This is a genomic window from Streptomyces sp. NPDC041814 (genome assembly GCF_055590565.1).
On record NZ_JBVJAM010000010.1, the window covers coordinates 57705 to 81369 of the forward strand.

Annotated in this window: 28 protein-coding genes; 15 read left to right on the top strand and 13 right to left on the bottom strand. The window is 72.3% G+C overall.

Going from position 1 to position 23665, the window contains the following annotated elements; translation table 11 throughout:
* Positions 1–76: 76 nt before the first annotated feature.
* From ACZ6C6_RS24405 to ygfZ, 3 genes are all read left to right on the top strand, one after another.
* The gene (locus ACZ6C6_RS24405; protein ID WP_361029918.1) at positions 77–649 is read left to right on the top strand and encodes a heme-binding beta-barrel domain-containing protein; all 573 of its coding nucleotides are present in this window, start codon (positions 77–79) and stop codon (positions 647–649) included.
* A gap of 48 nt (positions 650–697) precedes the next feature.
* A complete protein-coding gene (locus ACZ6C6_RS24410; protein WP_469205386.1) occupies positions 698–1168 on the top strand; it encodes a Fur family transcriptional regulator in 471 nt (156 codons plus the stop codon).
* A 68-nt stretch (positions 1169–1236) separates the two neighbouring features.
* Complete coding sequence (gene ygfZ, locus ACZ6C6_RS24415; RefSeq protein WP_469205387.1) at positions 1237–2202, top strand: CAF17-like 4Fe-4S cluster assembly/insertion protein YgfZ; 966 nt, start codon at positions 1237–1239, stop codon at positions 2200–2202.
* Between the two features lie 18 nt (positions 2203–2220).
* Here ygfZ and dtd read toward each other — a convergent pair whose 3' ends face one another.
* Positions 2221–2670 (bottom strand): D-aminoacyl-tRNA deacylase, encoded by a 450-nt coding sequence (dtd, locus tag ACZ6C6_RS24420; protein ID WP_365679288.1) that lies wholly within the window; start codon positions 2668–2670, stop codon positions 2221–2223.
* Between the two features lie 118 nt (positions 2671–2788).
* Here dtd and ACZ6C6_RS24425 point away from each other — a divergent pair, with 118 nt between their 5' ends.
* The 3 genes from ACZ6C6_RS24425 (at position 2789) to ACZ6C6_RS24435 (ending at position 5818) form a co-directional block, all read left to right on the top strand.
* On the top strand, positions 2789–3415 hold the full coding sequence (locus tag ACZ6C6_RS24425; protein WP_469205388.1) for an RsiG family protein: 627 nt from the start codon (positions 2789–2791) through the stop codon (positions 3413–3415).
* Positions 3416–3461: 46 nt separating this feature from the next.
* Positions 3462–4448 (top strand): asparaginase, encoded by a 987-nt coding sequence (locus tag ACZ6C6_RS24430; RefSeq protein ID WP_469205389.1) that lies wholly within the window; start codon positions 3462–3464, stop codon positions 4446–4448.
* Between the two features lie 116 nt (positions 4449–4564).
* A complete protein-coding gene (locus tag ACZ6C6_RS24435) occupies positions 4565–5818 on the top strand; it encodes a GNAT family N-acetyltransferase (protein ID WP_469205390.1) in 1254 nt (417 codons plus the stop codon).
* A gap of 51 nt (positions 5819–5869) precedes the next feature.
* On the opposite strand, the gene ACZ6C6_RS24440 is transcribed toward ACZ6C6_RS24435, so the two are convergent.
* Both ACZ6C6_RS24440 and ACZ6C6_RS24445 read right to left on the bottom strand, forming a co-directional pair.
* Complete coding sequence (locus ACZ6C6_RS24440) at positions 5870–6190, bottom strand: hypothetical protein (RefSeq protein ID WP_469205391.1); 321 nt, start codon at positions 6188–6190, stop codon at positions 5870–5872.
* Positions 6191–6502: 312 nt separating this feature from the next.
* Positions 6503–7204 carry an N-acyl homoserine lactonase family protein gene (locus tag ACZ6C6_RS24445; protein ID WP_469205392.1) on the bottom strand — a complete coding sequence of 234 codons (702 nt, stop codon included), beginning with the start codon at positions 7202–7204 and terminating at the stop codon, positions 6503–6505.
* 127 nt (positions 7205–7331) lie between these two features.
* Between ACZ6C6_RS24445 and ACZ6C6_RS24450 the strand changes: the two genes are divergently transcribed.
* From ACZ6C6_RS24450 to ACZ6C6_RS24460, 3 genes are all read left to right on the top strand, one after another.
* Positions 7332–7739, top strand: a complete 408-nt coding sequence (locus ACZ6C6_RS24450) for a helix-turn-helix domain-containing protein (protein ID WP_365679272.1) — start codon at positions 7332–7334, stop codon at positions 7737–7739.
* Between the two features lie 50 nt (positions 7740–7789).
* Positions 7790–8446 carry a hypothetical protein gene (locus tag ACZ6C6_RS24455; RefSeq protein WP_469205393.1) on the top strand — a complete coding sequence of 219 codons (657 nt, stop codon included), beginning with the start codon at positions 7790–7792 and terminating at the stop codon, positions 8444–8446.
* A 116-nt stretch (positions 8447–8562) separates the two neighbouring features.
* The gene (locus ACZ6C6_RS24460; RefSeq protein ID WP_469205394.1) at positions 8563–8898 is read left to right on the top strand and encodes a DUF2516 family protein; all 336 of its coding nucleotides are present in this window, start codon (positions 8563–8565) and stop codon (positions 8896–8898) included.
* Here ACZ6C6_RS24460 and ACZ6C6_RS24465 read toward each other — a convergent pair.
* The 3 genes from ACZ6C6_RS24465 to ACZ6C6_RS24475 form a co-directional block, all read right to left on the bottom strand.
* Positions 8880–10214 carry a PP2C family protein-serine/threonine phosphatase gene (locus ACZ6C6_RS24465; RefSeq protein ID WP_469205395.1) on the bottom strand — a complete coding sequence of 445 codons (1335 nt, stop codon included), beginning with the start codon at positions 10212–10214 and terminating at the stop codon, positions 8880–8882. The two genes, ACZ6C6_RS24460 and ACZ6C6_RS24465, sit on opposite strands and share 19 nt — an antisense overlap.
* A gap of 289 nt (positions 10215–10503) precedes the next feature.
* Positions 10504–11556, bottom strand: a complete 1053-nt coding sequence (locus ACZ6C6_RS24470; protein WP_469205396.1) for a C40 family peptidase — start codon at positions 11554–11556, stop codon at positions 10504–10506.
* A gap of 282 nt (positions 11557–11838) precedes the next feature.
* Complete coding sequence (locus ACZ6C6_RS24475; protein WP_469205397.1) at positions 11839–12618, bottom strand: class I SAM-dependent methyltransferase; 780 nt, start codon at positions 12616–12618, stop codon at positions 11839–11841.
* 210 nt (positions 12619–12828) lie between these two features.
* Between ACZ6C6_RS24475 and mshA the strand changes: the two genes are divergently transcribed.
* Together mshA and ACZ6C6_RS24485 are read left to right on the top strand one after the other, a co-directional pair.
* Positions 12829–14193: a D-inositol-3-phosphate glycosyltransferase gene (mshA, locus tag ACZ6C6_RS24480; RefSeq protein ID WP_469205398.1), complete on the top strand. Its 1365-nt coding sequence runs from the start codon at positions 12829–12831 to the stop codon at positions 14191–14193.
* 88 nt (positions 14194–14281) lie between these two features.
* Entirely contained in the window at positions 14282–14806 is a 525-nt protein-coding gene (locus tag ACZ6C6_RS24485) for a type III secretion system chaperone family protein (protein ID WP_469205399.1), read from the top strand.
* Between the two features lie 7 nt (positions 14807–14813).
* Here the strand turns inward: ACZ6C6_RS24485 and ACZ6C6_RS24490 are convergent, their stop codons facing one another.
* Positions 14814–15821, bottom strand: coding sequence for a phosphotransferase family protein (locus ACZ6C6_RS24490; RefSeq protein WP_469205400.1), 1008 nt, complete (start codon positions 15819–15821; stop codon positions 14814–14816).
* Positions 15822–16018: 197 nt separating this feature from the next.
* Between ACZ6C6_RS24490 and ACZ6C6_RS24495 the strand changes: the two genes are divergently transcribed.
* Entirely contained in the window at positions 16019–16807 is a 789-nt protein-coding gene (locus ACZ6C6_RS24495; protein ID WP_469205401.1) for a hypothetical protein, read from the top strand.
* Positions 16808–16814: 7 nt separating this feature from the next.
* Here ACZ6C6_RS24495 and ACZ6C6_RS24500 read toward each other — a convergent pair whose 3' ends face one another.
* The 3 genes from ACZ6C6_RS24500 to ACZ6C6_RS24510 all read right to left on the bottom strand — a co-directional run bounded on the left by ACZ6C6_RS24500 (position 16815) and on the right by ACZ6C6_RS24510 (position 18199).
* On the bottom strand, positions 16815–17057 hold the full coding sequence (locus tag ACZ6C6_RS24500; protein WP_161207978.1) for a hypothetical protein: 243 nt from the start codon (positions 17055–17057) through the stop codon (positions 16815–16817).
* Positions 17054–17302 carry a hypothetical protein gene (locus ACZ6C6_RS24505; RefSeq protein ID WP_143621014.1) on the bottom strand — a complete coding sequence of 83 codons (249 nt, stop codon included), beginning with the start codon at positions 17300–17302 and terminating at the stop codon, positions 17054–17056. Before ACZ6C6_RS24505 ends, ACZ6C6_RS24500 begins: the two co-directional genes overlap by 4 nt.
* A gap of 138 nt (positions 17303–17440) precedes the next feature.
* Complete coding sequence (locus ACZ6C6_RS24510) at positions 17441–18199, bottom strand: phosphoglyceromutase (RefSeq protein WP_469205402.1); 759 nt, start codon at positions 18197–18199, stop codon at positions 17441–17443.
* 202 nt (positions 18200–18401) lie between these two features.
* Here ACZ6C6_RS24510 and ACZ6C6_RS24515 point away from each other — a divergent pair, with 202 nt between their 5' ends.
* Positions 18402–19697 (top strand): MDR family MFS transporter, encoded by a 1296-nt coding sequence (locus tag ACZ6C6_RS24515; RefSeq protein ID WP_469205403.1) that lies wholly within the window; start codon positions 18402–18404, stop codon positions 19695–19697.
* A 19-nt stretch (positions 19698–19716) separates the two neighbouring features.
* Here the strand turns inward: ACZ6C6_RS24515 and ACZ6C6_RS24520 are convergent, their stop codons facing one another.
* Together ACZ6C6_RS24520 and phoU are read right to left on the bottom strand one after the other, a co-directional pair.
* Positions 19717–19866: a hypothetical protein gene (locus ACZ6C6_RS24520; RefSeq protein WP_469205404.1), complete on the bottom strand. Its 150-nt coding sequence runs from the start codon at positions 19864–19866 to the stop codon at positions 19717–19719.
* Positions 19867–20074: 208 nt separating this feature from the next.
* Entirely contained in the window at positions 20075–20752 is a 678-nt protein-coding gene (phoU, locus tag ACZ6C6_RS24525; RefSeq protein WP_469205405.1) for a phosphate signaling complex protein PhoU, read from the bottom strand.
* Positions 20753–20960: 208 nt separating this feature from the next.
* Between phoU and phoR the strand changes: the two genes are divergently transcribed.
* Both phoR and phoP read left to right on the top strand, forming a co-directional pair.
* The gene (gene phoR, locus ACZ6C6_RS24530; protein WP_469205406.1) at positions 20961–22235 is read left to right on the top strand and encodes a two-component system sensor histidine kinase PhoR; all 1275 of its coding nucleotides are present in this window, start codon (positions 20961–20963) and stop codon (positions 22233–22235) included.
* Between the two features lie 5 nt (positions 22236–22240).
* A complete protein-coding gene (gene phoP, locus ACZ6C6_RS24535) occupies positions 22241–22912 on the top strand; it encodes a two-component system response regulator PhoP (RefSeq protein WP_018101612.1) in 672 nt (223 codons plus the stop codon).
* 82 nt (positions 22913–22994) lie between these two features.
* Here phoP and ACZ6C6_RS24540 read toward each other — a convergent pair whose 3' ends face one another.
* Complete coding sequence (locus ACZ6C6_RS24540; protein ID WP_469205407.1) at positions 22995–23633, bottom strand: copper chaperone PCu(A)C domain-containing protein; 639 nt, start codon at positions 23631–23633, stop codon at positions 22995–22997.
* Positions 23634–23665: the final 32 nt, after the last annotated feature.

Genomic DNA, 23665 nt, shown 5'->3' on the forward strand with positions numbered 1-23665 from the left:
GTACCAGGGTCAGCGCTGACCACCTCCCCGTTCCCGGCGTTCCCGCCTCCCGCCTCACAGATCGACTGAGCCGCTCATGATCGAGATCCCGTCCGACCTCCACCCGGACCTCGTCCCGCTGGCCTTCCTCCTGGGTAACTGGGTGGGCGCGGGAGTCTCCGACTTCCCGGGCGCGGAGAAGTGCAACTTCGGACAGGAGGTCACCTTCCGCCACGACGGCCGTGACTTCCTGGAGTACACCTCGCACTCCTGGGTCCTCGACGCCGACGGCAACAAGGCCCGCCCGCTGGAGACCGAGACCGGCTACTGGCGCATCGACAAGGACCGCAAGGTCGAGGTCGTCATGGCCCGCGACCAGGGCGTCATCGAGATCTGGTACGGCGAGCTGGCCGACAAGAAGCCGCAGATCGACCTGGTCACCGACGCGGTGGCCCGCACCGCGGCCTCCGGCCCGTACAGCGGTGGCAAGCGGCTTTACGGCTATGTGAACAGCGACCTGATGTGGGTCGGCGAGAAGGCGACGCCCGAGGTCGAGCTGCGGCCGTACATGTCGGCGCACCTGAAGAAGACCGTCACGCCCGAGGAGGTCGAGGCGATGGCCAAGAGCCTCGGTGACCTGCCGGACGACGGGATCGCCTTCTTCAAGTAGCCGCCGTTTCCGCCGAGTGGCCGTCCGCCCGGACCTACACTGGGGGCTGTGGTGAGCACCGACTGGAAGACCGATCTCCGGAAGCGCGGTTACCGGCTGACCCCGCAGCGCCAGCTGGTCCTGGAGGCCGTCGACACGCTCGAACACGCGACGCCCGACGACATCCTCTCCGAGGTGCGCCGGACCGCCTCGGGCGTGAACATCTCGACGGTCTACCGGACGCTGGAGCTCCTGGAGGAGCTGGAGCTGGTCAGCCACGCCCATCTCGGGCACGGCGCCCCGACGTACCACCTGGCCGACCGCCACCACCACATCCACCTGGTGTGCCGGGACTGCACGGACGTCATCGAGGCCGACGTGAGCGTCGTCGCGGAGTTCACCGAGAAGCTGCGCGGCGCCTTCGGGTTCGAGACGGACATGAAGCACTTCGCGATCTTCGGCCGCTGCGCCGACTGCACGGCGAAGGCGGCGGACGACGGCCCGGACGCCGCCGGTCCGGTACCGGCTGCCGGGGCCTGAGGCGCCGGGCGGCCCGAGCCCCGGGCACCGGGCCGTCGGGCCCGGAAAACCAGTCGTACGCTGGTCGCATGAAGAGCCCCCTGCTGTCCCTGCCCGGCGCCGTCCCCGCCGAGGGCCGCGACGAAGGCGTCGCCGCGCACTACGGCGACCTGTTCCGCGAGCAGCGCGCCCTCGCCGACGGTTCGGGCCTGGTCGACCTCTCGCACCGCGGCGTCGTGGCCGTCACCGGCAGCGACCGGCTGGCCTGGCTGCACCTCCTGATCACGCAGCACGTCACCGAGCTCGCCCCGGGCCAGGCCACCGAAGCGCTCATCCTCAGCGCGAACGGCCACATCGAACACGCCCTGTATCTCGTGGACGACGGCGAGACGGTGTGGATGCACGTCGAACCGGGAACGCAGGGCGACCTCGTCGCGTACCTGGAGTCGATGAAGTTCTTCTACCGGGTGGAGGTGGCCGACCGCACCGAGGACTTCGCGGTGGTGTATCTCCCGGCCGGTTCGATCGCCGAGGTCCCGGACGGGGCCGTCGTACGCGAGACTCCGCACGGCCGCGACCTGTTCCTGCCGCGTGCCGGGCTGGAGGCGTACGCGGCGGAGCACGGCCCGGTCGCCGGGGTGCTGGCGTACGAGGCGCTGCGCGTGGAGGCGCACCGGCCGCGGCTCGGCTTCGAGACCGACCACCGCACCATCCCGCACGAGCTGGGCCTGATCGGCGTCGCCGTGCACCTCCAGAAGGGCTGCTACCGGGGTCAGGAGACCGTCGCCCGGGTGCACAACCTGGGCAAGCCGCCGCGCCGCCTGGTCTTCCTGCACCTGGACGGCAGCGAGGTCCACCTCCCGGGCCCCGGCACCCCGGTCCGGCTCGCCTCGGACGGGCCCGAGGGGCGCCAGCTGGGCTTCGTCACCACGTCCGCCCGCCACCACGAGCTGGGTCCGATCGCCCTCGCCCTGGTGAAGCGGAACGTGGCGGTCGACGCGCAGCTGCTGGCCGGGGACACGGCGGCGGCGCAGGAGACGGTGGTCGAGCCGTAGCCGCCCCGGGTACGGGGCTCAGACCTCGACGATGACGGTGAACGGGCCGTGGTTGGTGAGCGAGACGCGCATGTCCGCCCCGAACCGGCCCGTCTCCACCGTCGCCCCGAGCGCCCGCAGCTGCGCCACCACCTCGTCCACCAGGGGCTCGGCCACCTCGCCGGGCGCGGCGGCGTTCCAGGTGGGGCGGCGGCCCTTCCGGGCGTCCCCGTAGAGAGTGAACTGCGAAATCACCAGAAGCGGCGCATTCACGTCGGAGCAGGACTTCTCGCCCTCCAGAATGCGGACCGACCACAGCTTCCGGGCGAGCTGAGCCGCCTTCGCCGGGGTGTCCTCGTGAGTCACCCCCACCAGCACACACAGGCCCTCGCCGGTTATCTCACCGACGACGCGGGAACCGCCGTCGCCGTCCGCGGCGTCCGCCACCGTGACGCTCGCACCATCCACCCTCTGTACCACTGCACGCATACAGACCAACCTATCTTGGGCCGAACGGGTACAGAGCAACCTCAGAAGGCCCCTCGGGGTGGCACGATGCTCGGGAGGCGGTGCGCCGACGCACCGGGTCGAGGGGATGGACACAAGCATGAGCACCCATGGAACCGGGCAGTCCCCGGGCGCAGTGCCGGTCGCGCGCCCCGGTGTCAGCGGCACGGGCAACGGTACGAGCATCAGCACCATGCGCCCACCCGTACAGCGGACCGGGCAGGGCGACGACACCGGCGAAGGGGCGGCCCGCCCCGATCTGACCGCCCTGCGCCTGCCGGAGCTGCGCGCCCTGCGCCGCGACGCCCAGCGCGACGAGGCCGACCTCAGCTATGTGCGGCGGCTCGTCCAGGGGCGGATCGACATCCTGCGGGCCGAGCTGTCCCGGCGCCGGGGCCCGGAGTCGCCGGTGGTGGACCGGCTGTCGGAGATCCTTGCCGACGCCCCGTCCCCGCACCGCTCGTCCGCCCGGCACGTCACGCTGTCCACGCCGCGCAGCGACGAGTACCGCAAGCTGGCGGCGGAGACGCTGGCCGAGGTGGAGCTGTCCGACCTCGCCGCCCGGACGGACGAAGAGCTGCACACCGCCATGGGGCGCCTGGTCCGCTACGAACAGCAGGTTTCCCGGCGCCGGCACCGGCTCCAGCGCACGGCGGACGGTTGCGGCGCGGAGATCGCCCGCAGGTACCGTGACGGGGAAGCACAAGTAGACGACCTGCTCGCCTGAGGCGATCCTTCCGGGGGCGGGTCCCTCTCGTCCCCGGAAGGCCACCATGACCTCCAGCGCAGCGCGCACACCCGCCATATCCGACCCGGCCCCCGGCCTGCCCGTGCTGGCGGAGGTCGTGCGGTCCGGTTTCACCGAGGGCCACCACCGGGGCTCGCTGGTCGTGCTCGCCGCCGACGGCGGCGTGGAGCTGTCCCTGGGCGATCCGGCGGCGCCGGTCTTCCCGCGTTCGTCGAGCAAGCCGATGCAGGCGGCGGCGGTGCTGCGGGCCGGGCTCGACCTGTCGGGGGAGCGGCTGGCACTGGCCGCCGCGAGCCATTCCGGCGAGGGCTTCCACCTCGATCTCGTACGCAAGATGCTCGCCGAGCACGGACTGTCGCCCGAGGACCTCCAGACCCCGCCGGACCTGCCGCTGGACGCGGTGGAGGCCGAGACATATCTCGCCGCCGGCCATGTCCGCGAGCGCCTCACGATGAACTGTTCCGGCAAGCACGCGGCGATGCTCGCCGCCTGCGCGCGCAACGGCTGGGACATGGACGGCTACCTGGACCCGGCGCACCCCCTCCAGCGGCTGGTGCACCAGGTCGTGGAGGAGGCCGCGGGCGAGGAGGTCGCCGCCGTCGGCACGGACGGCTGCGGGGCCCCGCTGATGGCGATCTCCCTGGTGGGCTTGGCGCGCGCGTTCCGCGGTTTCGTGCTCGCGGAGCCGGGTACGGCGGAGCGCCGGGTGGCGGACGCGATGCGGGCGCACCCGGAGTACGTGGCGGGCACCCGGCGCCCCGACACCTGGCTGATGCGCGAGGTGCCCGGCACCCTGTCGAAGATGGGCGCGGAGGCCGTACAGGCGGTGGCCCTGGCGGACGGCCGGGCGCTGGCCTTCAAGATCGATGACGGCTCGACCCGGGCGCTGGGCCCCGTCCTGGCCCGCTCGCTGGACCTGCTGGGGATCGACGCCCCGGTCGTCGGGCGGATCGGGCGCGCACCGCTGCTGGGCGGCGGGGCCGAGGTGGGGGAGATCCGGGCGGCGTTCTGAGGCCGAGGCGCAGGACCACGTTGTCCGCTGTGCACATTCATCGGACATAAGCCCAGGTCAGAGGAGTGCTGGTAAATCCAGCGACATAAATGACCGCGCTGCCTAGCGTGGGGCGCATGAACGCCCTCGATATCCGTCCCGTCACCCCGTCCGAGTTCCCCGACTGGCTGCGCGCCCTGAACACCGGCTTCCTTCGACCGCCCACACCGTCCGAGGAGGAGGTGACCGGGCGGCAGGCGTACATGGACCTCTCGCGTACGCGCGGGGCGTTCGACGCCGGGCGGTGCGTGGCGACGTTCCGTTCGTTCGCGCAGGAGCTGACGGTGGTCGGCGGTGCCACCGTGCCGACCGACGCGGTCACCAACGTCACCGTCTCGCCGACCCACCGCCGCCGGGGCCTGCTCACACGGCTGATGGCCGACGACCTGGCGGAGGCGAAGGAGGGCGGGGACGTGGCGGCGACGCTGATCGCCGCCGAGTACCCGATCTACGGGCGGTACGGCTTCGGCCCGGCGGCCGGGGCGACCGTGTGGGAGATCGACGTCCACCGCACGGGTCTCGACCCGCACCGCCGGGTCCCTGCGGAGGGCGACGGCGGCCGGATCGACCTGGTGGACGGGGCGGAGGCGCTGAAGCTGGGACCCGCCCTGCACGACCGGCTGCGGGCCCGGCAGCACGGGGCGGTGAGCCGTGACGCCCGCTGGTGGGACCTGGTCACCGGGCGGGAGCTCTTCCCCGTCGACCAGTGGACGGAACCCTTCTACGCCGTGTACCGGGGCGCGGACGGCACGGTCGACGGCATGCTGATCTACCGCGCCGACGACAAGTGGGGTGACGCGAAGCAGCCGCTGAACGGCGCGAAGGTGCGCGACATGATCGCGGTGACCCCGGCGGCGGAGAGGGCGCTGTGGCACTTCCTGTGCTCGGTGGACTGGATCTCCACCATTCGCACCGGCATCCGCCCGGCGGACGACCTGCTCCCGCTGCTGCTGCCGGACCCGCGGGCGGCGCGGGTGGTGACGCAGGCGGACTTCCTGTGGGTGCGCGTCCTGGACGTCGTACGCGCCCTTGAGGCCCGCACGTACGCGGTGGCCGGGTCGCTGGTCCTGGAGATCCGGGACGCGGCGGGCTACGCGGCCGGCCGCTTCCACCTGGACGCCACGCCGGACGGCGCGACCTGCGCGCCGACGACACGCTCGGCGGACCTGGCGATGGACGTCCGGGAGCTGGGGGCGCTCTGGCTCGGCGACGAATCGGTCCTGCGGCTGGCGGCGCTGGGCCGGGTGGAGGAGCTGGTCCCGGGCGCGGCGGCGAAGGCGGACCCGGTGTTCCGGGCTGCGCGGCGGGCGTGGTGCCCGGACGTGTTCTGAGGGCGGCTCCGCGTGGTCGCGGCCGGGCCCGGCGGGGAGGGGGCGCGCGGGTCAGCCCCGGCGCCACCACCGCAGGAACGCCTTGCCGGGCTTCCGGGGCCCCTGGCCGCGGCGCGCGGGCGGCAGGGCGGGCATCCGGCGCCACGCGTCGTCGGGCGAGGCCACCGGCGCCTGCCGGTCCGCCTGCGCCCGGATCTCGTAGTACGACTCGTGGGCGGTCACCCGGAACGCCTCGTCGTACGACGCCAGCGCGGCCCGCATCGCCGATCCGGCGGGCCCGCGCCGTCTGACCCGTACCGCGAACAGGCCGAGCCCGCCCATGACCGCCGCGAGGACGCCGGTGCTGACGAGGTACGGCAGGAACGAGGCCATGCGGACGAGCCTAGGGCGTGACGGGGCGGGCGTCTTCTTCCCGGGCGTCCTCGCCCCGACATCCTCGTCCCGGGCGTCCTCGTCCCGGGCGTCCTCGTCCCGGGCGTCTTCGCCCCGCAGCCGGTCGAGTTGCGGGCGGTGCGCGAGCGCACGGCGTACGGACGCGAGGCAGGGCGGGGTTCCGGCGGCCCGTGACGGCACGTCGAGCGCGCGGCCGATCCCGTCGTACGCGGCCCGGTGCGCGACCAGTTCGTCCTGTACTGACGGCGAGTCATTCCGGCGTCGGGCAACCCGCGCTTCGGAGCTCGCCGCTCAGGACCGCCCCGGCTCCCAGACCGAGCAGTCGTGCGCGAAGAGCACGCGTCGCGGGTCGAAGTCGGCCAGCCGGTCCAGCCAGGGCCGATACGGCGGAAGCGGTGGTTCCACGTCTTCCAGGGCGGCGTGCCTGGCCAGTTGCTCGGATGCGAAGTGCGAGGCGAAGTCGTGCGCCTGCCCGGCGAGGACCATCGTGCCGTCGCTCTGCCGGAGCACCAGCGACTGGTGCCCGTCGGTGTGCCCGGGTGTCGGAACGATCCGGACCCCGGGCCGGATCTCGGCTTCGCCGGACACTTCCTCGTACACCGCGCCGGGGAAGTCGATCAACGCGTCGACGGTGTAGTCGCCCGCGCGGGCGGCGGCCAGCTCGACGTCCTGGACCAGGATCGGCCGGCCGCTCAGGAGAGGGTTGCCGCCGCAATGGTCGAAGTGCAGATGACAGTTGACGACCATGGAGATGTCGTCGAGCCCGAACCCCGCCCCTGCCAGGGCCTCCCGCAACGCCCGCCGCCGGGGCTGGTAGTGCGCCTCGGTCTCCGGCCCCGCGTCCCCGATGCCGGTGTCGAAGAGGATCAGCCCGTCGTCGTGCCGGATCAGATAGGCGAGCACAGGCTCGACGCGTGGCAGCGGGCCGCCCGTCTCCCCGGCGGGCCGGACGAAGTACCCGAGGTCGAGCCGGCGTACCGAGATGGTCCCCATCCGCCCATCCTGGCAGCCCGCCGCCCGGCATCGCCCGGCTCTGCCGACAGCGGAACCACGATGTGGGTCGGAACACTTTTGCAAGCGGCTGCTTGCAAAAGTTAGCAACAGGGGGCAGCATCGAGGCATGGCCTCACTCAACGTCGGCAATCTCGGCGAGTATCTGCGGGAGCAGCGCCGCAGCGCGCAGCTCTCCCTGCGGCAGCTCGCCGACGCCGCCGGCGTGTCCAACCCCTACCTCAGCCAGATCGAGCGCGGGCTGCGCAAGCCCAGCGCAGAGGTGCTGCAGCAGGTCGCCAAGGCGCTGCGCATCTCCGCCGAGACCCTGTACGTACGGGCCGGGATTCTGGACGAGCGGCAGCAGGACGAGCTGGAGACGCGGGCGGTGATCCTCGCCGATCCGTCGATCAACGAGCGCCAGAAGAGCGTGCTGCTCCAGATCTACGCCTCCTTCCGCAAGGAGAACGGGCTGGACGACGAGCCCGGGGCGGACGCTTCCTTCAATGCCGACGGCAGTGCTGCCGATACAGCTTGAGAGCGCCATCACCCTCACACCCAGTCTGATGATCCGGGAGGACCACAGTCATGGCCATCGCCGATGACCTGCGCAAGACCCTCACCGACCCGACCCCCCTCTACTTCGCCGCCGGTACCGCCGACCTCGCCGTCCGCCAGGCCCGCAAGGTGCCCGCGCTGCTCGAACAGCTGCGGGCCGAGGCCCCGGAGCGGATCGAGGCCGTACGGAACACCGACCCCAAGGCCGTGCAGGAGAAGGTCACCGAGCAGGCCCGGGAGGCGCAGGCCGTCCTCCAGTCGAAGGTCACCGAGGTGATCGGCGCCTTCGACACCGACCTGAAGAAGCTCGGCGAGAACGCCCAGGACCTGGCGCTGCGCGGTGTGGGCGTCGCCGCCGAGTACGCCGTACGGGCCCGGGAGACGTACGAGAAGGTCGCCGAGCGCGGCGAGCGCACCGTGCGGACGTGGCGGGGTGAGACCGCCGACGAGATCGTGGAGATCGCCGTCGTCGTGGAGCCGCGCAAGGAGTCCGAGCCGGCCGCCGCCCCGAAGCCGGCCGGTCCCGCGAAGGCCGCTCCCGCCGCGAAGCCGGCCACCACGGCCAAGCCCGCCGCCGCTGCGAAGCCGGCCGCTGCGAAGCCGGCCGCCGCCAAGCCGGCCGCCGCCAAGAAGGCGCCGGCGCGGAAGCCCGCCGCGAAGAAGGCCACCCCGCCGTCCGGCAAGTAGCACCGATGCCCGGGCAGGTGTGCCGGGACGGCGGGCGGGCACATTCCGGGTGGCCCGTTCGTTGTCCCGGTACCTTGGCCGCGAGGCGCTCTCCACCTGACTAGGCGGTGCACATCATGTTGCTCGACGGCTTCAATTCGTTCCTCGGGCTGCTCTCCGCGGCCATGCTCGTCCTGGCCGTGGTCGCGCTGATCATGGCTCTGATGGCCCGCGAGGACGCCTACCGCGCCGCGGACAAGCAGAAGAAGTCCTTCTGGCTGATCATTCTCGGCATCGTGGTGGCGGTGAACCTCTGGCCGATCTACATCTTCCTGCAGATCGCCGGTCTGATCGCCACCATCGTCTTCTTCGTGGACGTACGGCCCGCCCTCAAGGCCGTCTCCGGCGGTGGCCGTCGACGCGGCGGCTCCAGCAGCGACGGCCCGTACGGCCCCTACAACGGCGGGCGCTGAGCCCTCGCCGGTGAGGCCGGGCGCGGGCGCGGGATGTTCACGCTCCGCGCGCCGCCCGGGGGCCGCAGCCGGGCGGTGTCCTGGTCGCGGTCGAGCAGCAGGACCGCGACGTCGTCCGTCAGCTCGCCGCCGTTCAGCTCCCGCGCCCGGGTCACCGCCGCTTCCAGCAACTCCTCGCCGGTCAGGCCCTCGGCGAGCTGACGGTTGACCATCGCCAGCATGCCGTCCTGGCCGAGGCGCTGCGTGCCGTCGCCGACGCGGCCCTCGATCAGGCCGTCCGTGTACATCATCAGGCTCCACGACCCGCCCAGCTCCACCTGCCGGCGCGGCCACCGCGCCCGCGGCAGCAGGCCCAGGGCCGGTCCGCCGTCCTCGTACGGGAGCAGCGCCGCCCGGCCGTGGCGGGCGATCAGCGGCGCGGGGTGTCCGGCCAGGCACAGGCCCGCGCGGCGGCCGTCCGGGGCGATGTCCACCGTGCAGAGCGTCGCGAAGATCTCCTCGCTCTCCCGCTCGTGCTCCAGCACCTCCTGGAGCGTGGACAGCAACTCGTCGCCGCAGAGCCCCGCCAGCGTCAACGCGCGCCACGCTATGCGCAGTTCCACACCGAGCGCGGCCTCGTCCGGCCCGTGGCCGCAGACGTCGCCGATCATCGCGTGCACGGTGCCGTCCGGCGTGCGGACCGTGTCGTAGAAGTCCCCGCCGAGCAGCGCGCGGCTGCGGCCCGGGCGGTAGCGCGCCGCGAAGCGCAGGTCGGAGCCGTCGAGGAGCGGGGTCGGGAGCAGCCCGCGTTCCAGCCGGGCGTTCTCCTGGGCGCGCAGCCGGGACTCGGTGAGCTGGTGCTGTGCGACGTCGGCCCGTTTGCGTTCGACGGCGTAGCGGATGGCCCGGCTCAGCAGCCTGCTGTCCAGCTCGCCCCGGAAGAGGTAGTCCTGCGCGCCCACCCGGACGGCCTCGGCGGCCAGCTCGGCGTCGTCCTCGGCGGTGAGGGCGAGCACGGCGTGCCGGGGCGCGATCCGCAGGACGTGCTTGAGCGTGGCGAGCCCGTCCTCCTCGCCCTCCCCGTCGCCGCGCGCCTCCGCGCCGGCCGGCAGGGCCAGGTCCAGCAGGATGCAGTCCACTTCGTCGGTGAGGAGCCGGCCCGCCTCGGTGAGGTTGCGGGCGGCACGGATACGGACCCGGGCACCGGCCGCGGCGGAGAGCTCCGGGGCGGTGAAGGTGCCCGCCGGGTCGTCCTCGATCACGAGGAGGGTGAGGCCGGCGCCGGAGCTGCTCTCCGCGGCGGGCGCGGAACGCGGCTGCGGTACGGGTACGGGCATCGGTTCGGGTTTCCTTCCCTCCCCCCGAGGGCGCGGCGGAGCGACGAACGACGTACCGCCAGACGGGGACCATAGCGGTACGGACCACGGGAACGGAATGGCGACCCGCCCGCCGCGGCCGGCATATGCAACGCCATAAGCCGCGTCCCCGTACGGATCCGGCGCTATGGGCCGCGCCGAGGCGGCCGTTCCCGACATGACAAAGGTCACGCACCCCGGCGCGGGTCCCCCTGCCAGGGGCACCCGAGTCCGGCGCGGCACCGCGCCCCCGCTGCCGTCCGCCCGAGGACTACGCGTCGGGGCGGACCACGCCGAGTATCTGCATCGAGCCCGCGCCCGCCAGGGTGACGTCGCGGCCGGGGCGGGGGGCGTGGATGATCTGGCCGTTGCCCACGTACATGCCGACGTGGGTGGCGTCGGCGTGGTAGATGATCAGGTCGCCGGGGCGCATGTCCTTGATCGCGATGTGCGGCAGCAGCCGCCACTGCTCCTGCGAGGTGCGCGGGATCGGGCGGCCCGCCGCCGCCCATGCCTGGGAGGTCAGCCCGGAGCAGTCGTACGACTTGGGGCCCTCCGCTCCCCACACGTACGGCTTGCCGATCTGCGCGGTCGCGAAGGCCACCGCCTTCTTGCCGAGCGGGCTGGCGTCCCGGTTGATCTCCTTCAGCGCGCCGGAGTCGAGCCACGCGCTCTGCGCCTGCCGCGCGGACTCCCGCTCCATTTCGAGGAGCCGTGCACGCTCCTCCTTCTCCAGCCGCGATTCCAGCTTTTTCGCCGCCGCTATCTGCGCGTTGATCTTCTTCTTGGCCTTGGCCTGCTTGACCCGGCTGGCTTCCAGCTTGGTCCAGTTGGTGCTGGCGTCCTTGGTGTACGTCTCCAAGTCCTGCTGGGTCCTGGTCAGTTCCTCCAGGAGCCCCTTGGTGGCCTGCTGGCCCTGGTGCGTGCGGCTGATGCCGTCCAGGAAGAGCTGCGGATCACCGCTGAGCATGAGGCGCGCGCCCGGCGGGAGTCCGGCGTTTCGGTACTCCTCGCGGGCCTGGGCGCCGGCCCGGTTCTTGAGGGCGGTGATCTTCGCCTGCCCCTCGACTATCGACTGCGCCAGCTCGACCAGTTCGCCCGACTGCTTCTTGGCCTTCTCCTCGGCGAGGTTGTACGCGTCCGTGGCGGCGCCCGCCTCCAGGTACAGCTCGTCGATCTCCGCGCGCACCTGTTCCAGGCTCTTCCCGCCGCCATCGGCGGACCCCGGCGGTGTCGGTGCGGCGAATGCCTGGACCGGCGAGGCGAGGACCGCCAGCGCGCAGACCAGGGTCATCGCGGCGGCGGCACAGTGGCGTCGGTACACGAGCTCCCCCTCCGAGCAGTTCCCAACTGTTCGAGCAGACTCAGCAAACCAGATTGGTCAATTGTCTGATTAACCGTCAGTAACATGTGGCGTCGACCAGATCGTGCCATGCCGTACGGAAAAGCAACAGAGGCAGACACAGCCCCGGCCGTCGGGCGGCACTTCGCCATTCCGTCGCTCCCCGCCGCCCCCGCGCCCCCGATGCCCCACTCACTCCGACGAACGATGCCCGCCGGCCGTTCCCACCGCAGGGGTGAATTCCGGGGTGGCGAGGACGCGCCCTCACCACCCCCCGGGTTCCAGCGCCTCCCACGCCACCGTGACCTCGCCCTGGCGCCACCGGCGCACCCCGTCCGTCAGCGGCCAGTCGCCCGAGAGCGCCCGCACCGCCGTGATCCAGCGCTGCCGGGCCCCCAGCGAGGCGTAGGGTGCCGCGGCCGCCCACGCCCGGTCGAAGTCGCGCAGGAAGGCGTGCACCCGCTCACCCGGGACATTGCGGTGGATCAGCGCCTTAGGCAGCCGTTCGGCGAGATCGGACGGCCGGTCCAGCGAGCCGAGCCGGGTCGCGAAGGTCACCGTGCGCGGCCCCTCCGGCCCCAGCGCGACCCATACGTGCCGGCGCCCGATCTCGTCGCAGGTGCCCTCCACCAGCAGCCCGCCCGGCGCCAGCCGCTCGCACAGCCGCAGCCAGACCCCGGCCACCTCGCTCTCGTCGTACTGGCGGAGCACATTCGCGGCCCGGATCAGCGAGGGCCGCTCCGGCAGGGGGACCTCGAAGCCGCCGTGCCGGAAGGTGAGGCCCTCGCGGGCGTACGGCTGCGCGGCGGCGACCCGCTCCGGTGAGATCTCGATGCCGACCACCGTCGTGCGTGGTTCGGCGGTGCGCAGGCGCTCCAGCAGTTCGACGGCGGTCCAGGGTGCCGCCCCGTAGCCGAGGTCGACGGCGACGGGGGTCCCGGCGCGGCGCAGGGCGGGGCCGTGCGTGGCGGCGATCCAGCGGTCCATGCGGCGCAGCCGGTTCGGGTTGGTGGTGCCGCGCGTCGCGGTGCCGATCGGGCGCATGACACAGAGCGTAACGATCCGGGCGGATGCGGGCGCCGGGCGGGCGGGAGAGCATCGGGACGGCCGCCGTGTTCGCACCGTAATGATTTGGCAAAGCGGAAATGAAAGGAGGGATTCCGCTGTTCCCCACCTTCGAAGGGACCGTGCGCCCCTTCGGTGCCATGCCGTGAACCGCGCCGGCACCGGGGCCCAGCGAGGAGGACGGACGACGTGACCCAGTACGTCTCTCGGCTCGGCAGCAGCCGTGGCGCACCGCGTCTCAGGTTCCCCGCAGGCCTCACCGGCTCCTTCACCGCCGGTCACCGCAAGCCCCGCCGCATCGCGATGCTCTCCGTGCACACCTCCCCGCTGCACCAGCCGGGGACGGGCGACGCCGGGGGGATGAACGTGTACATCGTGGAGCTGGCCAAGCGCCTCGCCGCGATCAACATCGAGGTCGAGATCTTCACCCGCTCCACCACCGGAGGACTGCCCCCCGCCGTGGACCTGGCGCCCGGTGTGCTCGTCCGGCACGTCGACGCGGGGCCCTACGAGGGTCTGGCCAAGGAGGAGCTGCCCGCGCAGCTCTGCGCCTTCACCCACGGGGTGATGCAGGCGTGGGCCGGTCAGCGCCCCGGCTATTACGACCTCGTCCATTCCCACTACTGGCTCTCCGGACACGTCGGCTGGCTGGCCGCGCAGCGCTGGGGCGTTCCCCTCGTGCACGCCATGCACACCATGGCCAAGGTGAAGAACGCCGCGCTCGCCGAGGGCGACACCCCCGAGCCCGCGGCCCGGGTCATCGGCGAGACCCAGATCGTGGACGCCGCCGACCGGCTGATCGCCAACACCGCCGAGGAGGCGGGCGAGCTCGTCCGGTTCTACGACGCCGACCCGCGGGCCGTCGCCGTCGTCCACCCCGGCGTCAACCTCGACCGCTTCCGCCCGGACGACGGCCGGGCCGCCGCCCGCGCCCGGCTCGGCCTTCCGCAGGACGCCCTGATCCCCCTCTTCGCGGGCCGCATACAGCCGCTGAAGGCCCCCGACGTGCTGCTGCGGGCGGTCGCCGTGCTGCTCGACCGGGACCCGTCGCTGCGGTCCCGGATCGTGGTGCCCGTCGTGGGCGGCCCCAGCGGCAGCGGCCTCGCGAAGCCGGAGGGGCTGCAGAAGCTCGCGGCCCGGCTGGGCATCGCGGACGTCGTGCGGTTCCACCCGCCGGTCGGGCAGGACCGGCTCGCGGACTGGTTCCGGGCCGCGTCCGTGCTGGTCATGCCCTCGTACAGCGAGTCGTTCGGGCTCGTCGCCATCGAGGCCCAGGCCGCCGGGACGCCGGTCGTCGCGGCTGCCGTGGGCGGCCTCCCGGTGGCCGTGCGCGACGGGGTCAGCGGCTTCCTGATATCCGGGCACGACCCGGCCGCGTACGCCCAGGCGCTGGAGCGGTTCGCGCAGGCGCCGGAGCTGGTCGCCCGGATGGGCGGGGCGGCGGCGGAGCACGCCCAGCGGTTCGGCTGGGACACGGCGGCGGCCGCCACCGCCGAGGTCTACACGGCCGCCGTCCAGGAACACCGCAGGCGGGCCCGCACCCGCCACGCGTGACCGGGCCGTACCCGCCGGGCGTCACCGCGTAACGCTCTCGGCACCCTCCCCGACCGCGCGCCCTTACCGCCTGACGTACGCTCGAAACATGGCTGACGCACCCGTACCGGCGAAGAACGAGGCCACCCGGGCCGCCCAGGTCCTCGAAGCGAGCTTCGCCGACGCCGGGCTCGACTGGGAGAGCCCCGCACCGGGCAGCTACGTCGTCCAGCTCCCCGGCACCCGCAAGCTGGCGACCACCTGCTCACTGATCGTCGGCGCGCACAGCCTCTCCCTCAACGCCTTCGTCATCCGGCACCCCGACGAGAACGACGCGGCGGTGCACCGCTGGCTGCTGGAACGGAATCTGCGCCTGTTCGGCGTGAGTTACGCGATCGACCAGCTCGGGGACATCTACCTCACCGGCAAGCTGCCGCTGTCCGTGGTGACGCCCGAGGAGGTGGACCGGCTGCTCGGCTCCGTGCTGGAGGCGGCGGACGGCGCGTTCAACTCCCTGCTGGAGATCGGTTTCGCGACGGCGATCCGCAAGGAGTACGCCTGGCGGGTCTCGCGCGGCGAGTCCACCCGCAATCTCGACGCCTTCGCGCACCTCACCCAGCGCCCGGCGGGCTGACCTCGCGTCATCCCCGTACGCGCGTCGTCGACTCGATCTCCTTGAGCGTGGCCTCAAGACGGGGCGCCACCTCGTTCCAGGTCCACTCCAGCTGTTCCCCGGACGTGCCGCGCGGCACGGTCTCCACCAGCATGATCAGATAGAGATACGCCCGGTAGAGCGCGAGCCGCAGCCGCAGTGAACCGTCGAACTCGACGGGCCCGCCCGGCGCCTCCTCCCCGTAACCGGCGAGGAAATCCTTGTCGTCCGCGATGTCGCCCAGCAGGGCGAGCGACACGAAGTCGGCGGCCGGGTCGCCCCAGAACATCCGCTCCCCGTCGATGACCCCGCCCACCCGGCGGGCGCCCGGCTCACCCGTGACCAGGATGTTCCCCTGCCACAGGTCGAAGTGGACCAGGGCCGGCCGGGTCACGTCGTCCAGGACGTACGCGGCGGCGGCGAGCACCGCGCCGGTCTCCGCCGCCGTACGGGGGAGCCGGGCCGCGTACGTCCGCGCGTCGGCCAGGACCGCGTCCGTCATCGCGGTGAACGCCTGCCGCCAGCCGGGCGCGAGCGGGCCGAGCGCCTGCGAGGGGTAGCCGAAGCCGCCCGGCGCGGGCACGCCGTGCAGCCGGCCGACGATCCGCCCGAGCTCGGTGCGCAGCCGCGCCTGCTCGCCGTCGGCCAGGGCGCCGGTCAGCTCGTGCCAGGGGCGGCCGGGGCGTGCGGACATGACCACGTACGGGCCGGTGGACGCGGCCGGGTCGAGCTCCGCCCGTACGACGAGGGGCACGGTGGCCTCGTCCGCGGCGGCCTGGTAGAACGTCACCTCGTTGACCAGCAGGCCGTGTTCGTACGACAGGCAGTCCCCGGCGGCCGGCGGCGGCACCTTCACCACCCAGTCGCGCCCGTCCGTCAGCCGGACGCGGCTGACGGCGTTGTACGTGCCGCCGGTCAGCGGCTCGCAGGAGACGACCGGACCGGGCTGTATGCCCAACGCGCCGATGACGTCGGTGAGAACGGAATCGATCGGCACGGTGAGCTCCCCCGAACGGTGTGAGCGAAGTGATCACGACGGCGTCACGATCACGTGCGATGCCCAAAGTAAAGGATTGCCAAACCACAGGGGACTCATAGAGTTGGTTCACCCCCCACGCACCCCCATCTCAGCCGCGCCGAACCCGGCGGGGCTGCTCGCGTGCGGGCGAAACACTTTGAGCAGAAAGACGGGCCATGCGACCCACTGTCATACGCCGTACCGCTGTTGCCGCCACTGTGATGTCCCTGGCGCTGTTCACCGCCGCCTGCGGTTCGGACGGTGACGACAAGGACAGCGGCAAGGCGGCCGGTTCCTCGGCTCAGCCGTCGGAGAAGGGCGCGGACGCCCCCGCGAAGACGCTGTCCGCCGCCGAGCTGGAGCAGGTCTCGCTGGCGCAGGGCGACGTCAAGGACCACAAGATCACCAAGGCCGGTCCGGCCGACCTGATCGACGCCAAGGACGTGACCGCGGACAAGGAGTCCTGTGACGTCTTCGCCGACGCGCTGATGGGCGCCAAGGCCGGTTCGCCCGCCGCCGCCACGCAGCGCAAGGTGGCGAGTGTGCCGAAGAAGGGTGCGGACAAGGACATCGCCGACCCCGAGGAGGCGTTCAAGGCGGCCTTCGACATCACGACCACGATGACGACGCTCGCGTCGTACGACGGCAAGGGTGCCGAGGAGACGCTGGCCGCGCTGCGCACCGCCGCGACGGACTGCGCGGGCGGCTTCACGCTCACCGTCGGCGGGGACAAGCAGAAGGTCGCCAAGATCGCGGAGGAGCAGGTCAAGGGCGGCGAGGAGGCGGCTGCCTGGACGGTGACGGTGGAGTCGGACGGCGAGAAGAGCTCCCTCAAGCTCACGGCGCTGCGTCAGGGCGCGACGCTCGCCACGCTCAGCTCGATGAACCTCGCGGCCGCGGGCTCCGGCGAGGACTTCGACCTGCCGACCGCGGTGATCGACGCGCAGGCGAAGAAGCTGGTCTGACCGTACGTCAGGGAAGCGGAACGAGGCGTACGACGGTGACGGTGAGGACGGACCCGGAGACGTAATAGAGCACGATCGCCCCGGCGACCGTCGCCTCCCGGCGATCGTGCTCCCCCTTGACGGCGGTCGACCCGTGCCCGTAGGGCTCACGTCCCAGGGTCGCCGCCATCTCGTCCCGGAATGTCTCACCGTCCGCCATCTTGGCAAGGGTGTCGTCGGCGGGCGGCGCGTAGGAGATCCGGAAGCTCAAGCGACGCTCCGCCTCTCGGCCTCGTCCTGCGCCAGCCGGTCCAGAATCCGCTCGGCCTCCGGATCGGGCACGGCCTCCAGCATCCAGTGCCGCATCACGGCCTGGATCTCATGCACCCCGGCCTCGTTGATGGCCCGCTCGAACTCCGCCCGCCGCCCCTCCGGCAGCGCGTCCCGGATCGCCGGAATGCTGTTGGGCACCTCGACCTCGGCACCCCCGACAAAGGTCTTCAACGGCTCACCCATAACCGCCCTCCCGCTCTTCCCCGCATGGGGCACAGAGTACGGGGCGGGGTGACGCGCGTCACTTCCGCCTGGAAGTGCCGGAGTACGAAGAAGCCCCCGCCTGACCGTTGCAGGGCGGGGGCCTTCTCGGGGCAGGTGCTACTTCTTGCCCTGGTTCTTCACGGCCTCGATCGCGGCCTTCGCCGCGTCCGCGTCGAGGTAGGTGCCGCCCGGGTTCAGGGGGCGGAACTCCGCGTCGAGTTCGTAGGTGAGCGGGATGCCCGTGGGGATGTTCAGGCCCGCGATGTCGGCGTCGGAGATGCCGTCGAGGTGCTTGACCAGGGCGCGGAGGCTGTTGCCGTGGGCGGCGACCAGGACCGTGCGGCCGGTCAGGAGGTCCGGGACGATGGCGTCGTACCAGTACGGCAGCATGCGCGTGACGACGTCCTTCAGGCACTCCGTGCGCGGGCGCAGCTCCGGCGGGATCGTCGCGTAGCGCGCGTCGTCGCTCTGGGAGAACTCGGTGCCGTCCTCAAGGGCGGGCGGCGGGGTGTCGTACGAGCGGCGCCAGAGCATGAACTGCTCCTCGCCGAACTCGGCGAGCGTCTGCGCCTTGTCCTTGCCCTGGAGGGCGCCGTAGTGGCGCTCGTTCAGACGCCAGGAGCGGTGTACGGGGATCCAGTGGCGGTCCGCGGCCTCCAGCGCGAGCTGGGCGGTGCGGATGGCGCGCTTCTGGAGGGAGGTGTGCAGCACGTCGGGGAGCAGGCCGGCGTCCTTCAGCAGCTCACCGCCGCGGACCGCCTCCTTCTCGCCCTTCTCGGTGAGGTTGACGTCCACCCATCCGGTGAACAGGTTCTTCGCGTTCCACTCGCTCTCGCCGTGGCGGAGGAGGATCAGCTTGTACGGTGCGTCGGCCATGAGTCCGAGCGTAATCGAACCCGTCCGAGCCGCGCGCGACCGGCCACAGAGCGGACAGGGCCGGAGGAGGGGGGCCTCCGACGTTTGACGGGGGGCGTCAATTGAGTGGCAGCGGCGCCCCGTGGGTTCGTAATGTTCGGACCGCCGGTGGGCCACTTACCTCCCCGGCTTCATCCGTCGTACGTCCCAGGGGGGAACCCGTATGTCTGCCACCGGTCTCGGACGGGCCACCCGGGAAACCGTCTCCGGGCTCCCCAGGGAGTTCTGGTGGCTGTGGACCAGCACCCTGGTCAACCGCCTGGGCGGGTTCGTCGCCACCTTCATGGCCCTCTACCTGACCCTGGACCGCGGCTACTCCGCCTCGTACGCCGGTCTCGTCGCCGCGCTCCACGGGCTCGGCGGGGTCGTCTCCTCGCTCGGGGCCGGGGTGCTGACCGACCGCGTCGGGCGGCGGCCCACCATGCTCGTCGCCCAGCTCTCCACCGCCGCCTCGGTCGCCGTGCTCGGTTTCATGACGCATCCGGTGGCCATCGCAGGGGTCGCCTTCCTCGTCGGCATGGCGAGCAACGCCTCCCGCCCGGCGGTCCAGGCGATGATCGCGGACATCGTGCCCGCGAAGGACCGGGTGCGGGCCTTCTCGCTCAACTACTGGGCCATCAACCTCGGCTTCGCGGTCTCCTCGGCCGGCGCCGGGTTCGTCGCGGAGTACAGCTACCGCGCGGGCTTCCTCGGCGAGGCGGCGATGACCCTCGTGTGCGCGATCGTCGTCTTCCTGAAGGTCCCGGAGTCCCGCCCGGAGCGTTCCGCCCCGGCCGTTCCCGGCGGGGTGCCCGCCGACGACGGCGTACGGCTCTCCACCGTGCTGCGCGACGGACGGTTCATGGGCGTCGTCGGCCTGTCGTTCGTGATCGCGCTGATCTTCCAGCAGGGATACGTGGGCCTGCCGGTGGCCATGGGCGCGGACGGGCTCAGCAGCTCCGACTTCGGTACGGCGATCGCCGTCAACGGCGTCCTCATCGTCGTGCTCCAGATCCCCGTCACCCGGTTCATCCAGAGCCGCGACCCGCGCCGGCTGCTCGTCGCCTCGTCGCTGCTCGCGGGGTACGGCTTCGGGCTGACGGCCTTCGCCGGTTCCGTCGGGGTGTACGCGCTGACCATCAGCGTGTGGACGGTCGCCGAGATCATCAACGCGCCCGTGCAGAACGGCCTGGTCGTCCGGCTGTCCCCGGCCCACGGCAGGGGTCGCTACCAGGGCATGTACACCCTGTCCTGGTCGGCCGCCGCGCTCATCGCCCCGCTGATGTCCGGTGTGGTCATCGACCACTTCGGCGCCGGCTGGCTGTGGGGGACCACCGCGCTCCTGGGCACGGCGGCCTCCGCCGGCTACTGGCTGCTCATGCGCGGCCTGCCGACGGAGGAGACCGCGGTGACGGAGACCGCCGCCCCGGCGCGGCCGGGCGGGGCACGGGTCACGAAGGCGGAGGCGTCACCCTCGTAACCCGTACGGCCCGGCGGCGTCAGCCGGAGCAGCCCCCGCACTGGCACGGAGCCCCGGACTGGCAGCCGCACCCGCAGCCCGAGCCGCAGCCGCAGGCGCCGAGCACGGTCAGCGGCACCACCTCGACGGGGGCCTCCCGCTCAGGTTCGGTCATGGGGGAATCGGCCATGGCTCCTCCTCAAGGCGTACGGAAGGGCCACACGCCCACCGGGGCCCGCGACCCGGGGCGTACGGACACGTCGTGCCGCCCCGACCCATTGCATGCCCACCCGGACGGGCGCATCAACGGCGCACACGCGCAGGAACGTGTGTACGAGCCGTGCGCGCGGGCGTGCGTCTGGCCGCGCGCGCCCCGCTCTTCCCGCCCCGGAGCCTCGCTAAGCCCCCTCGGCCGGCGCGGACTGCTGGATCTCGTCCGCGTGCTCACCGGTCACCAGGTAGACCACGCGCTTCGCCACCGACACCGCGTGGTCCGCGAACCGCTCGTAGTAGCGGCCGAGCAGCGTCACGTCGACGGCCGTCTCGATGCCGTGCTTCCAGCGGTCGTCCATCAGGTGCTGGAACAGCGCGCGGTGCAGCAGGTCCATCTCGTCGTCGTCCTGCTCCAGCTGGAGCGCGAGGTCGACGTCCTTGGTGACGATCACCTCGGCCGCCTTCGCCATCAGGCGCTGCGCGAGCTGGCCCATCTCCAGGATGGTGGCGTGCAGGTCGTGCGGGACCGCGGACTGCGGGAAGCGCAGCCGGGCCAGCTTGGCGACGTGCTGGGCGAGGTCGCCCGAGCGTTCCAGGTCCGCGCTCATCCGCAGCGACGTCACCACGATCCGCAGATCGGTCGCCACCGGCTGCTGGCGGGCCAGGAGCGCGATGGCGCGCGCCTCCAGCTCGTGCTGGAGGTCGTCCACCTTCTGGTCGGCGGCGATCACCGACTCCGCCAGCTTCAGATCGGCGTCGAGCATCGCCGTCGTCGCCCGGCCTATCGCCGAGCCGACGAGCCGGGCCATCTCGACCAGGCCCTCGCCGATCGAGTCGAGTTCCTCGTGGTACGCGTCACGCATGGGTGTCCCTCTCCAGTCCTTGACCGAGGCCGGGGCCCGCCGACGACCGGCTCCGAACCCCACGCCACCACCGTGACGGGTGTACGCGTCGGATTCCGACCGGCCAAGTGAACCGGCCCTAGCCCCTCGGTGAACTCTGGGCGACGAGTGACCGAGGAGGCCCCCGGACGGCTGGGAGAGTGTCCGGCGTGCCGCATAACCTGGACACATGGACGTGAACGCGGCGGTCGCCGCAGCTGCCGCGATCGCCGGTGTCGGTACCGGCGTGATCGCCATGCTGGCGTTCCGCTGGAGCGAGCGCGACCAGAAGAAGCCGACGCGCACCTCCCTGCGGTCCGACAGCGGCGCCCCGCTGCCGCCGGGCGTCGACACGGTCCTGTCCGTGCTCAGCTCCTCCGCGGTGGTGCTGGACGAGAGCGACAGCGTCGTCAAGGCCAGCTCCGCCGCCTACGCGCTGGGGCTCGTCAGGGGCGGCCGCCTCGCCGTCGAGCCGATGCTCAACATGGCGCGGGACACCCGCCGCGACGGCGAGATACGCCAGGGCGAACTGGACCTCCCGCGCCGCGGCACGGGCCGGGGCGAGGCGCTCGCGGTTTCCGCGCGGGTCGCTCCGCTCGGCTCCCGGCTCGTGCTGCTGCTCGTCGAGGACCTCACCGAGGCCCGCCGCATCGAGGCGGTCCGGCGCGACTTCGTCGCCAACGTCAGCCATGAGCTCAAGACCCCGACCGGCGCCCTGTCGCTGCTCTCGGAGGCCGTGCTCGACGCCTCCGACGACCAGGAGGCCGTCGAGCACTTCGCCCGCCGGATGCAGATCGAGGCGACCCGGCTCACCAACCTCGTCCAGGAGCTGATCGACCTCTCCCGGGTGCAGAACGACGACCCGCTGGAGGACGCCGAGCCGGTCCGCGTGGACGAGCTCGTCGCCGAGGCCATCGACCGCTGCCGCCAGCAGGCCGGTTCCAAGCAGATCACCATGGCCGCCGGCGGCACCGCCGACCTGCGGATATGGGGGAACCGGGGCCAGCTCGCCGCGGCACTGGGCAACCTGGTCGAGAACGCCGTCAACTACAGTCCCGCCCGCACCCGCGTCGGCATCGCCGCCCGCCGCGTGGTCGTGCCCGGCGGGGACGAGATCGAGATCGCCGTGACGGACCAGGGCATCGGCATCTCCGAGAAGGACCGGGAACGGGTCTTCGAGCGCTTCTACCGCGTCGACCCGGCCCGCTCACGCGCCACCGGTGGTACGGGCCTCGGCCTGGCCATCGTCAAACACGTGGCCGCCTCGCACGGCGGGGAGGTCACCGTGTGGAGCTCGGAGGGACAGGGCTCCACCTTCACCCTGCGGCTGCCCGAAGCGGGCTCCGCACGCGGCCGGGACCGTGTGTCCGGCGGGCCGCTCATCGTCAACGGCGACGAGGCGTCCCACCCGGACGCCGCCCCCGAATCCTTCGATTCATTCCCTTCCCCGGAGGCCCTTCCGTGACCCGAGTGCTTGTCGTCGAGGATGAGGAATCCTTCAGCGACGTCCTGTCCTACATGCTCCGCAAGGAAGGCTTCGAGGTCGCCATCGCGGCCACCGGGCCCGACGGCCTGGACGAGTTCGAGCGCAACGGCGCGGACCTCGTGCTGCTCGACCTGATGCTGCCCGGGCTCCCCGGCACCGAGGTCTGCCGCCAGCTGCGCAGCCGCTCCAACGTGCCCGTGATCATGGTGACCGCCAAGGACAGCGAGATCGACAAGGTCGTCGGCCTGGAGATAGGGGCCGACGACTACGTCACCAAGCCCTTCTCCTCCCGCGAGCTCGTCGCCCGCATCCGGGCCGTGCTGCGCCGGCGCGGCGAGCCGGAGGAGGTCGCCCCCGCCGCCCTGGAGGCCGGACCGGTCCGCATGGACGTCGACCGGCACGTCGTCACGGTGTCCGGTGGCAAGGTCGACCTGCCGCTGAAGGAGTTCGACCTGCTGGAGATGCTGCTGCGCAACGCGGGCCGGGTGCTGACCCGGATGCAGCTCATCGACCGGGTCTGGGGCGCGGACTACGTGGGCGACACCAAGACCCTCGACGTCCACGTGAAGCGGCTGCGCGCCAAGATCGAGCCGGACCCGGGCGCGCCCAGGTTCCTGGTGACGGTGCGGGGCCTCGGGTACAAGTTCGAGCCGTAGGCCGGCCCGTACGCATGACATGGCCGAGGCGCCTCCCCCCTGCGGGGAAGGCGCCTCGGCCATGTGTGCTTCGGGGTGCGGCTCAGCCGGGCTGGCCGGACTCGGAGGCCGAGGACGAGGCCGACGCCTCGCCGGAGGGGCTCCCGGACGCGTCCGGCGACGCGGAGCCGGACGGCGAGGCGTCGGGCGTCTGCGACGGCTCGGGCAGCGCGCTGGGGCCGAAGCCCTTGAAGTAGTGGGTCGCCGGGACGACGGAGGCCGCCAGCGAGACGTCGCCGGAGCGGCTGAACTTGAAGACCAGCGGCTGCACGTTGCCGTTCTCCGTGGCCTCGTCGCCGTTCTCGATGACGGCGGAGGCGTTGCCCTGGCCGCCCAGGATCACCCGGCCGCCGGCCGGGACGACGACCGGACCCGAACCCTTGGCGGGGTGCAGCTGCACGGTTCCGCTGCCGCCCTTCAGGGTGATGGAGTCCAGGGTCTCCGGCTTCGAGCCGTTGTTGAACAGCGTGGCGGTGACGACCGCCGGACCCTTGGCCTCGCGCTCGGGCTGGGTGATGACGTTGGCGTTCTGGATCTTGATGTCGCCGGACCGGGTGGAGGCGTTGTCCGGGCGGACTTCGAGCGTCTGCGCGTTGTTGCCCGCACCGCATGCGGTCAGCGCGGTGATCGAGAACGCGATGGCAGTGGCGGCGAGGGCGCCGTGTCGAAGGCTGCGGCTCACGGCGGCGGCAACTCCTTGAACGTTCGGACGGT

What these genes read in the sequence shown, in the direction of transcription:
- ACZ6C6_RS24445 (WP_469205392.1), bottom strand. Translation starts at nt 7,204, where the DNA reads ATGGGGACCATCTCGGTACGCCGGCTCGACCTCGGGTACTTCGTCCGG.
- ACZ6C6_RS24505 (WP_143621014.1), bottom strand. Translation starts at nt 17,302, where the DNA reads ATGGGTGAGCCGTTGAAGACCTTTGTCGGGGGTGCCGAGGTCGAGGTG.
- ygfZ (WP_469205387.1), top strand. Translation starts at nt 1,237, where the DNA reads ATGAAGAGCCCCCTGCTGTCCCTGCCCGGCGCCGTCCCCGCCGAGGGC.
- ACZ6C6_RS24475 (WP_469205397.1), bottom strand. Translation starts at nt 12,618, where the DNA reads ATGCGCCCGATCGGCACCGCGACGCGCGGCACCACCAACCCGAACCGG.
- ACZ6C6_RS24520 (WP_469205404.1), bottom strand. Translation starts at nt 19,866, where the DNA reads ATGGCCGATTCCCCCATGACCGAACCTGAGCGGGAGGCCCCCGTCGAG.
- ACZ6C6_RS24435 (WP_469205390.1), top strand. Translation starts at nt 4,565, where the DNA reads ATGAACGCCCTCGATATCCGTCCCGTCACCCCGTCCGAGTTCCCCGAC.
- ACZ6C6_RS24450 (WP_365679272.1), top strand. Translation starts at nt 7,332, where the DNA reads ATGGCCTCACTCAACGTCGGCAATCTCGGCGAGTATCTGCGGGAGCAG.
- ACZ6C6_RS24430 (WP_469205389.1), top strand. Translation starts at nt 3,462, where the DNA reads ATGACCTCCAGCGCAGCGCGCACACCCGCCATATCCGACCCGGCCCCC.
- ACZ6C6_RS24465 (WP_469205395.1), bottom strand. Translation starts at nt 10,214, where the DNA reads ATGCCCGTACCCGTACCGCAGCCGCGTTCCGCGCCCGCCGCGGAGAGC.
- phoR (WP_469205406.1), top strand. Translation starts at nt 20,961, where the DNA reads ATGGACGTGAACGCGGCGGTCGCCGCAGCTGCCGCGATCGCCGGTGTC.
- ACZ6C6_RS24440 (WP_469205391.1), bottom strand. Translation starts at nt 6,190, where the DNA reads ATGGCCTCGTTCCTGCCGTACCTCGTCAGCACCGGCGTCCTCGCGGCG.
- dtd (WP_365679288.1), bottom strand. Translation starts at nt 2,670, where the DNA reads ATGCGTGCAGTGGTACAGAGGGTGGATGGTGCGAGCGTCACGGTGGCG.
- ACZ6C6_RS24485 (WP_469205399.1), top strand. Translation starts at nt 14,282, where the DNA reads ATGGCTGACGCACCCGTACCGGCGAAGAACGAGGCCACCCGGGCCGCC.
- ACZ6C6_RS24510 (WP_469205402.1), bottom strand. Translation starts at nt 18,199, where the DNA reads ATGGCCGACGCACCGTACAAGCTGATCCTCCTCCGCCACGGCGAGAGC.
- ACZ6C6_RS24425 (WP_469205388.1), top strand. Translation starts at nt 2,789, where the DNA reads ATGAGCACCCATGGAACCGGGCAGTCCCCGGGCGCAGTGCCGGTCGCG.
- ACZ6C6_RS24515 (WP_469205403.1), top strand. Translation starts at nt 18,402, where the DNA reads ATGTCTGCCACCGGTCTCGGACGGGCCACCCGGGAAACCGTCTCCGGG.
- ACZ6C6_RS24460 (WP_469205394.1), top strand. Translation starts at nt 8,563, where the DNA reads ATGTTGCTCGACGGCTTCAATTCGTTCCTCGGGCTGCTCTCCGCGGCC.
- ACZ6C6_RS24405 (WP_361029918.1), top strand. Translation starts at nt 77, where the DNA reads ATGATCGAGATCCCGTCCGACCTCCACCCGGACCTCGTCCCGCTGGCC.
- ACZ6C6_RS24455 (WP_469205393.1), top strand. Translation starts at nt 7,790, where the DNA reads ATGGCCATCGCCGATGACCTGCGCAAGACCCTCACCGACCCGACCCCC.
- ACZ6C6_RS24495 (WP_469205401.1), top strand. Translation starts at nt 16,019, where the DNA reads ATGCGACCCACTGTCATACGCCGTACCGCTGTTGCCGCCACTGTGATG.
- phoU (WP_469205405.1), bottom strand. Translation starts at nt 20,752, where the DNA reads ATGCGTGACGCGTACCACGAGGAACTCGACTCGATCGGCGAGGGCCTG.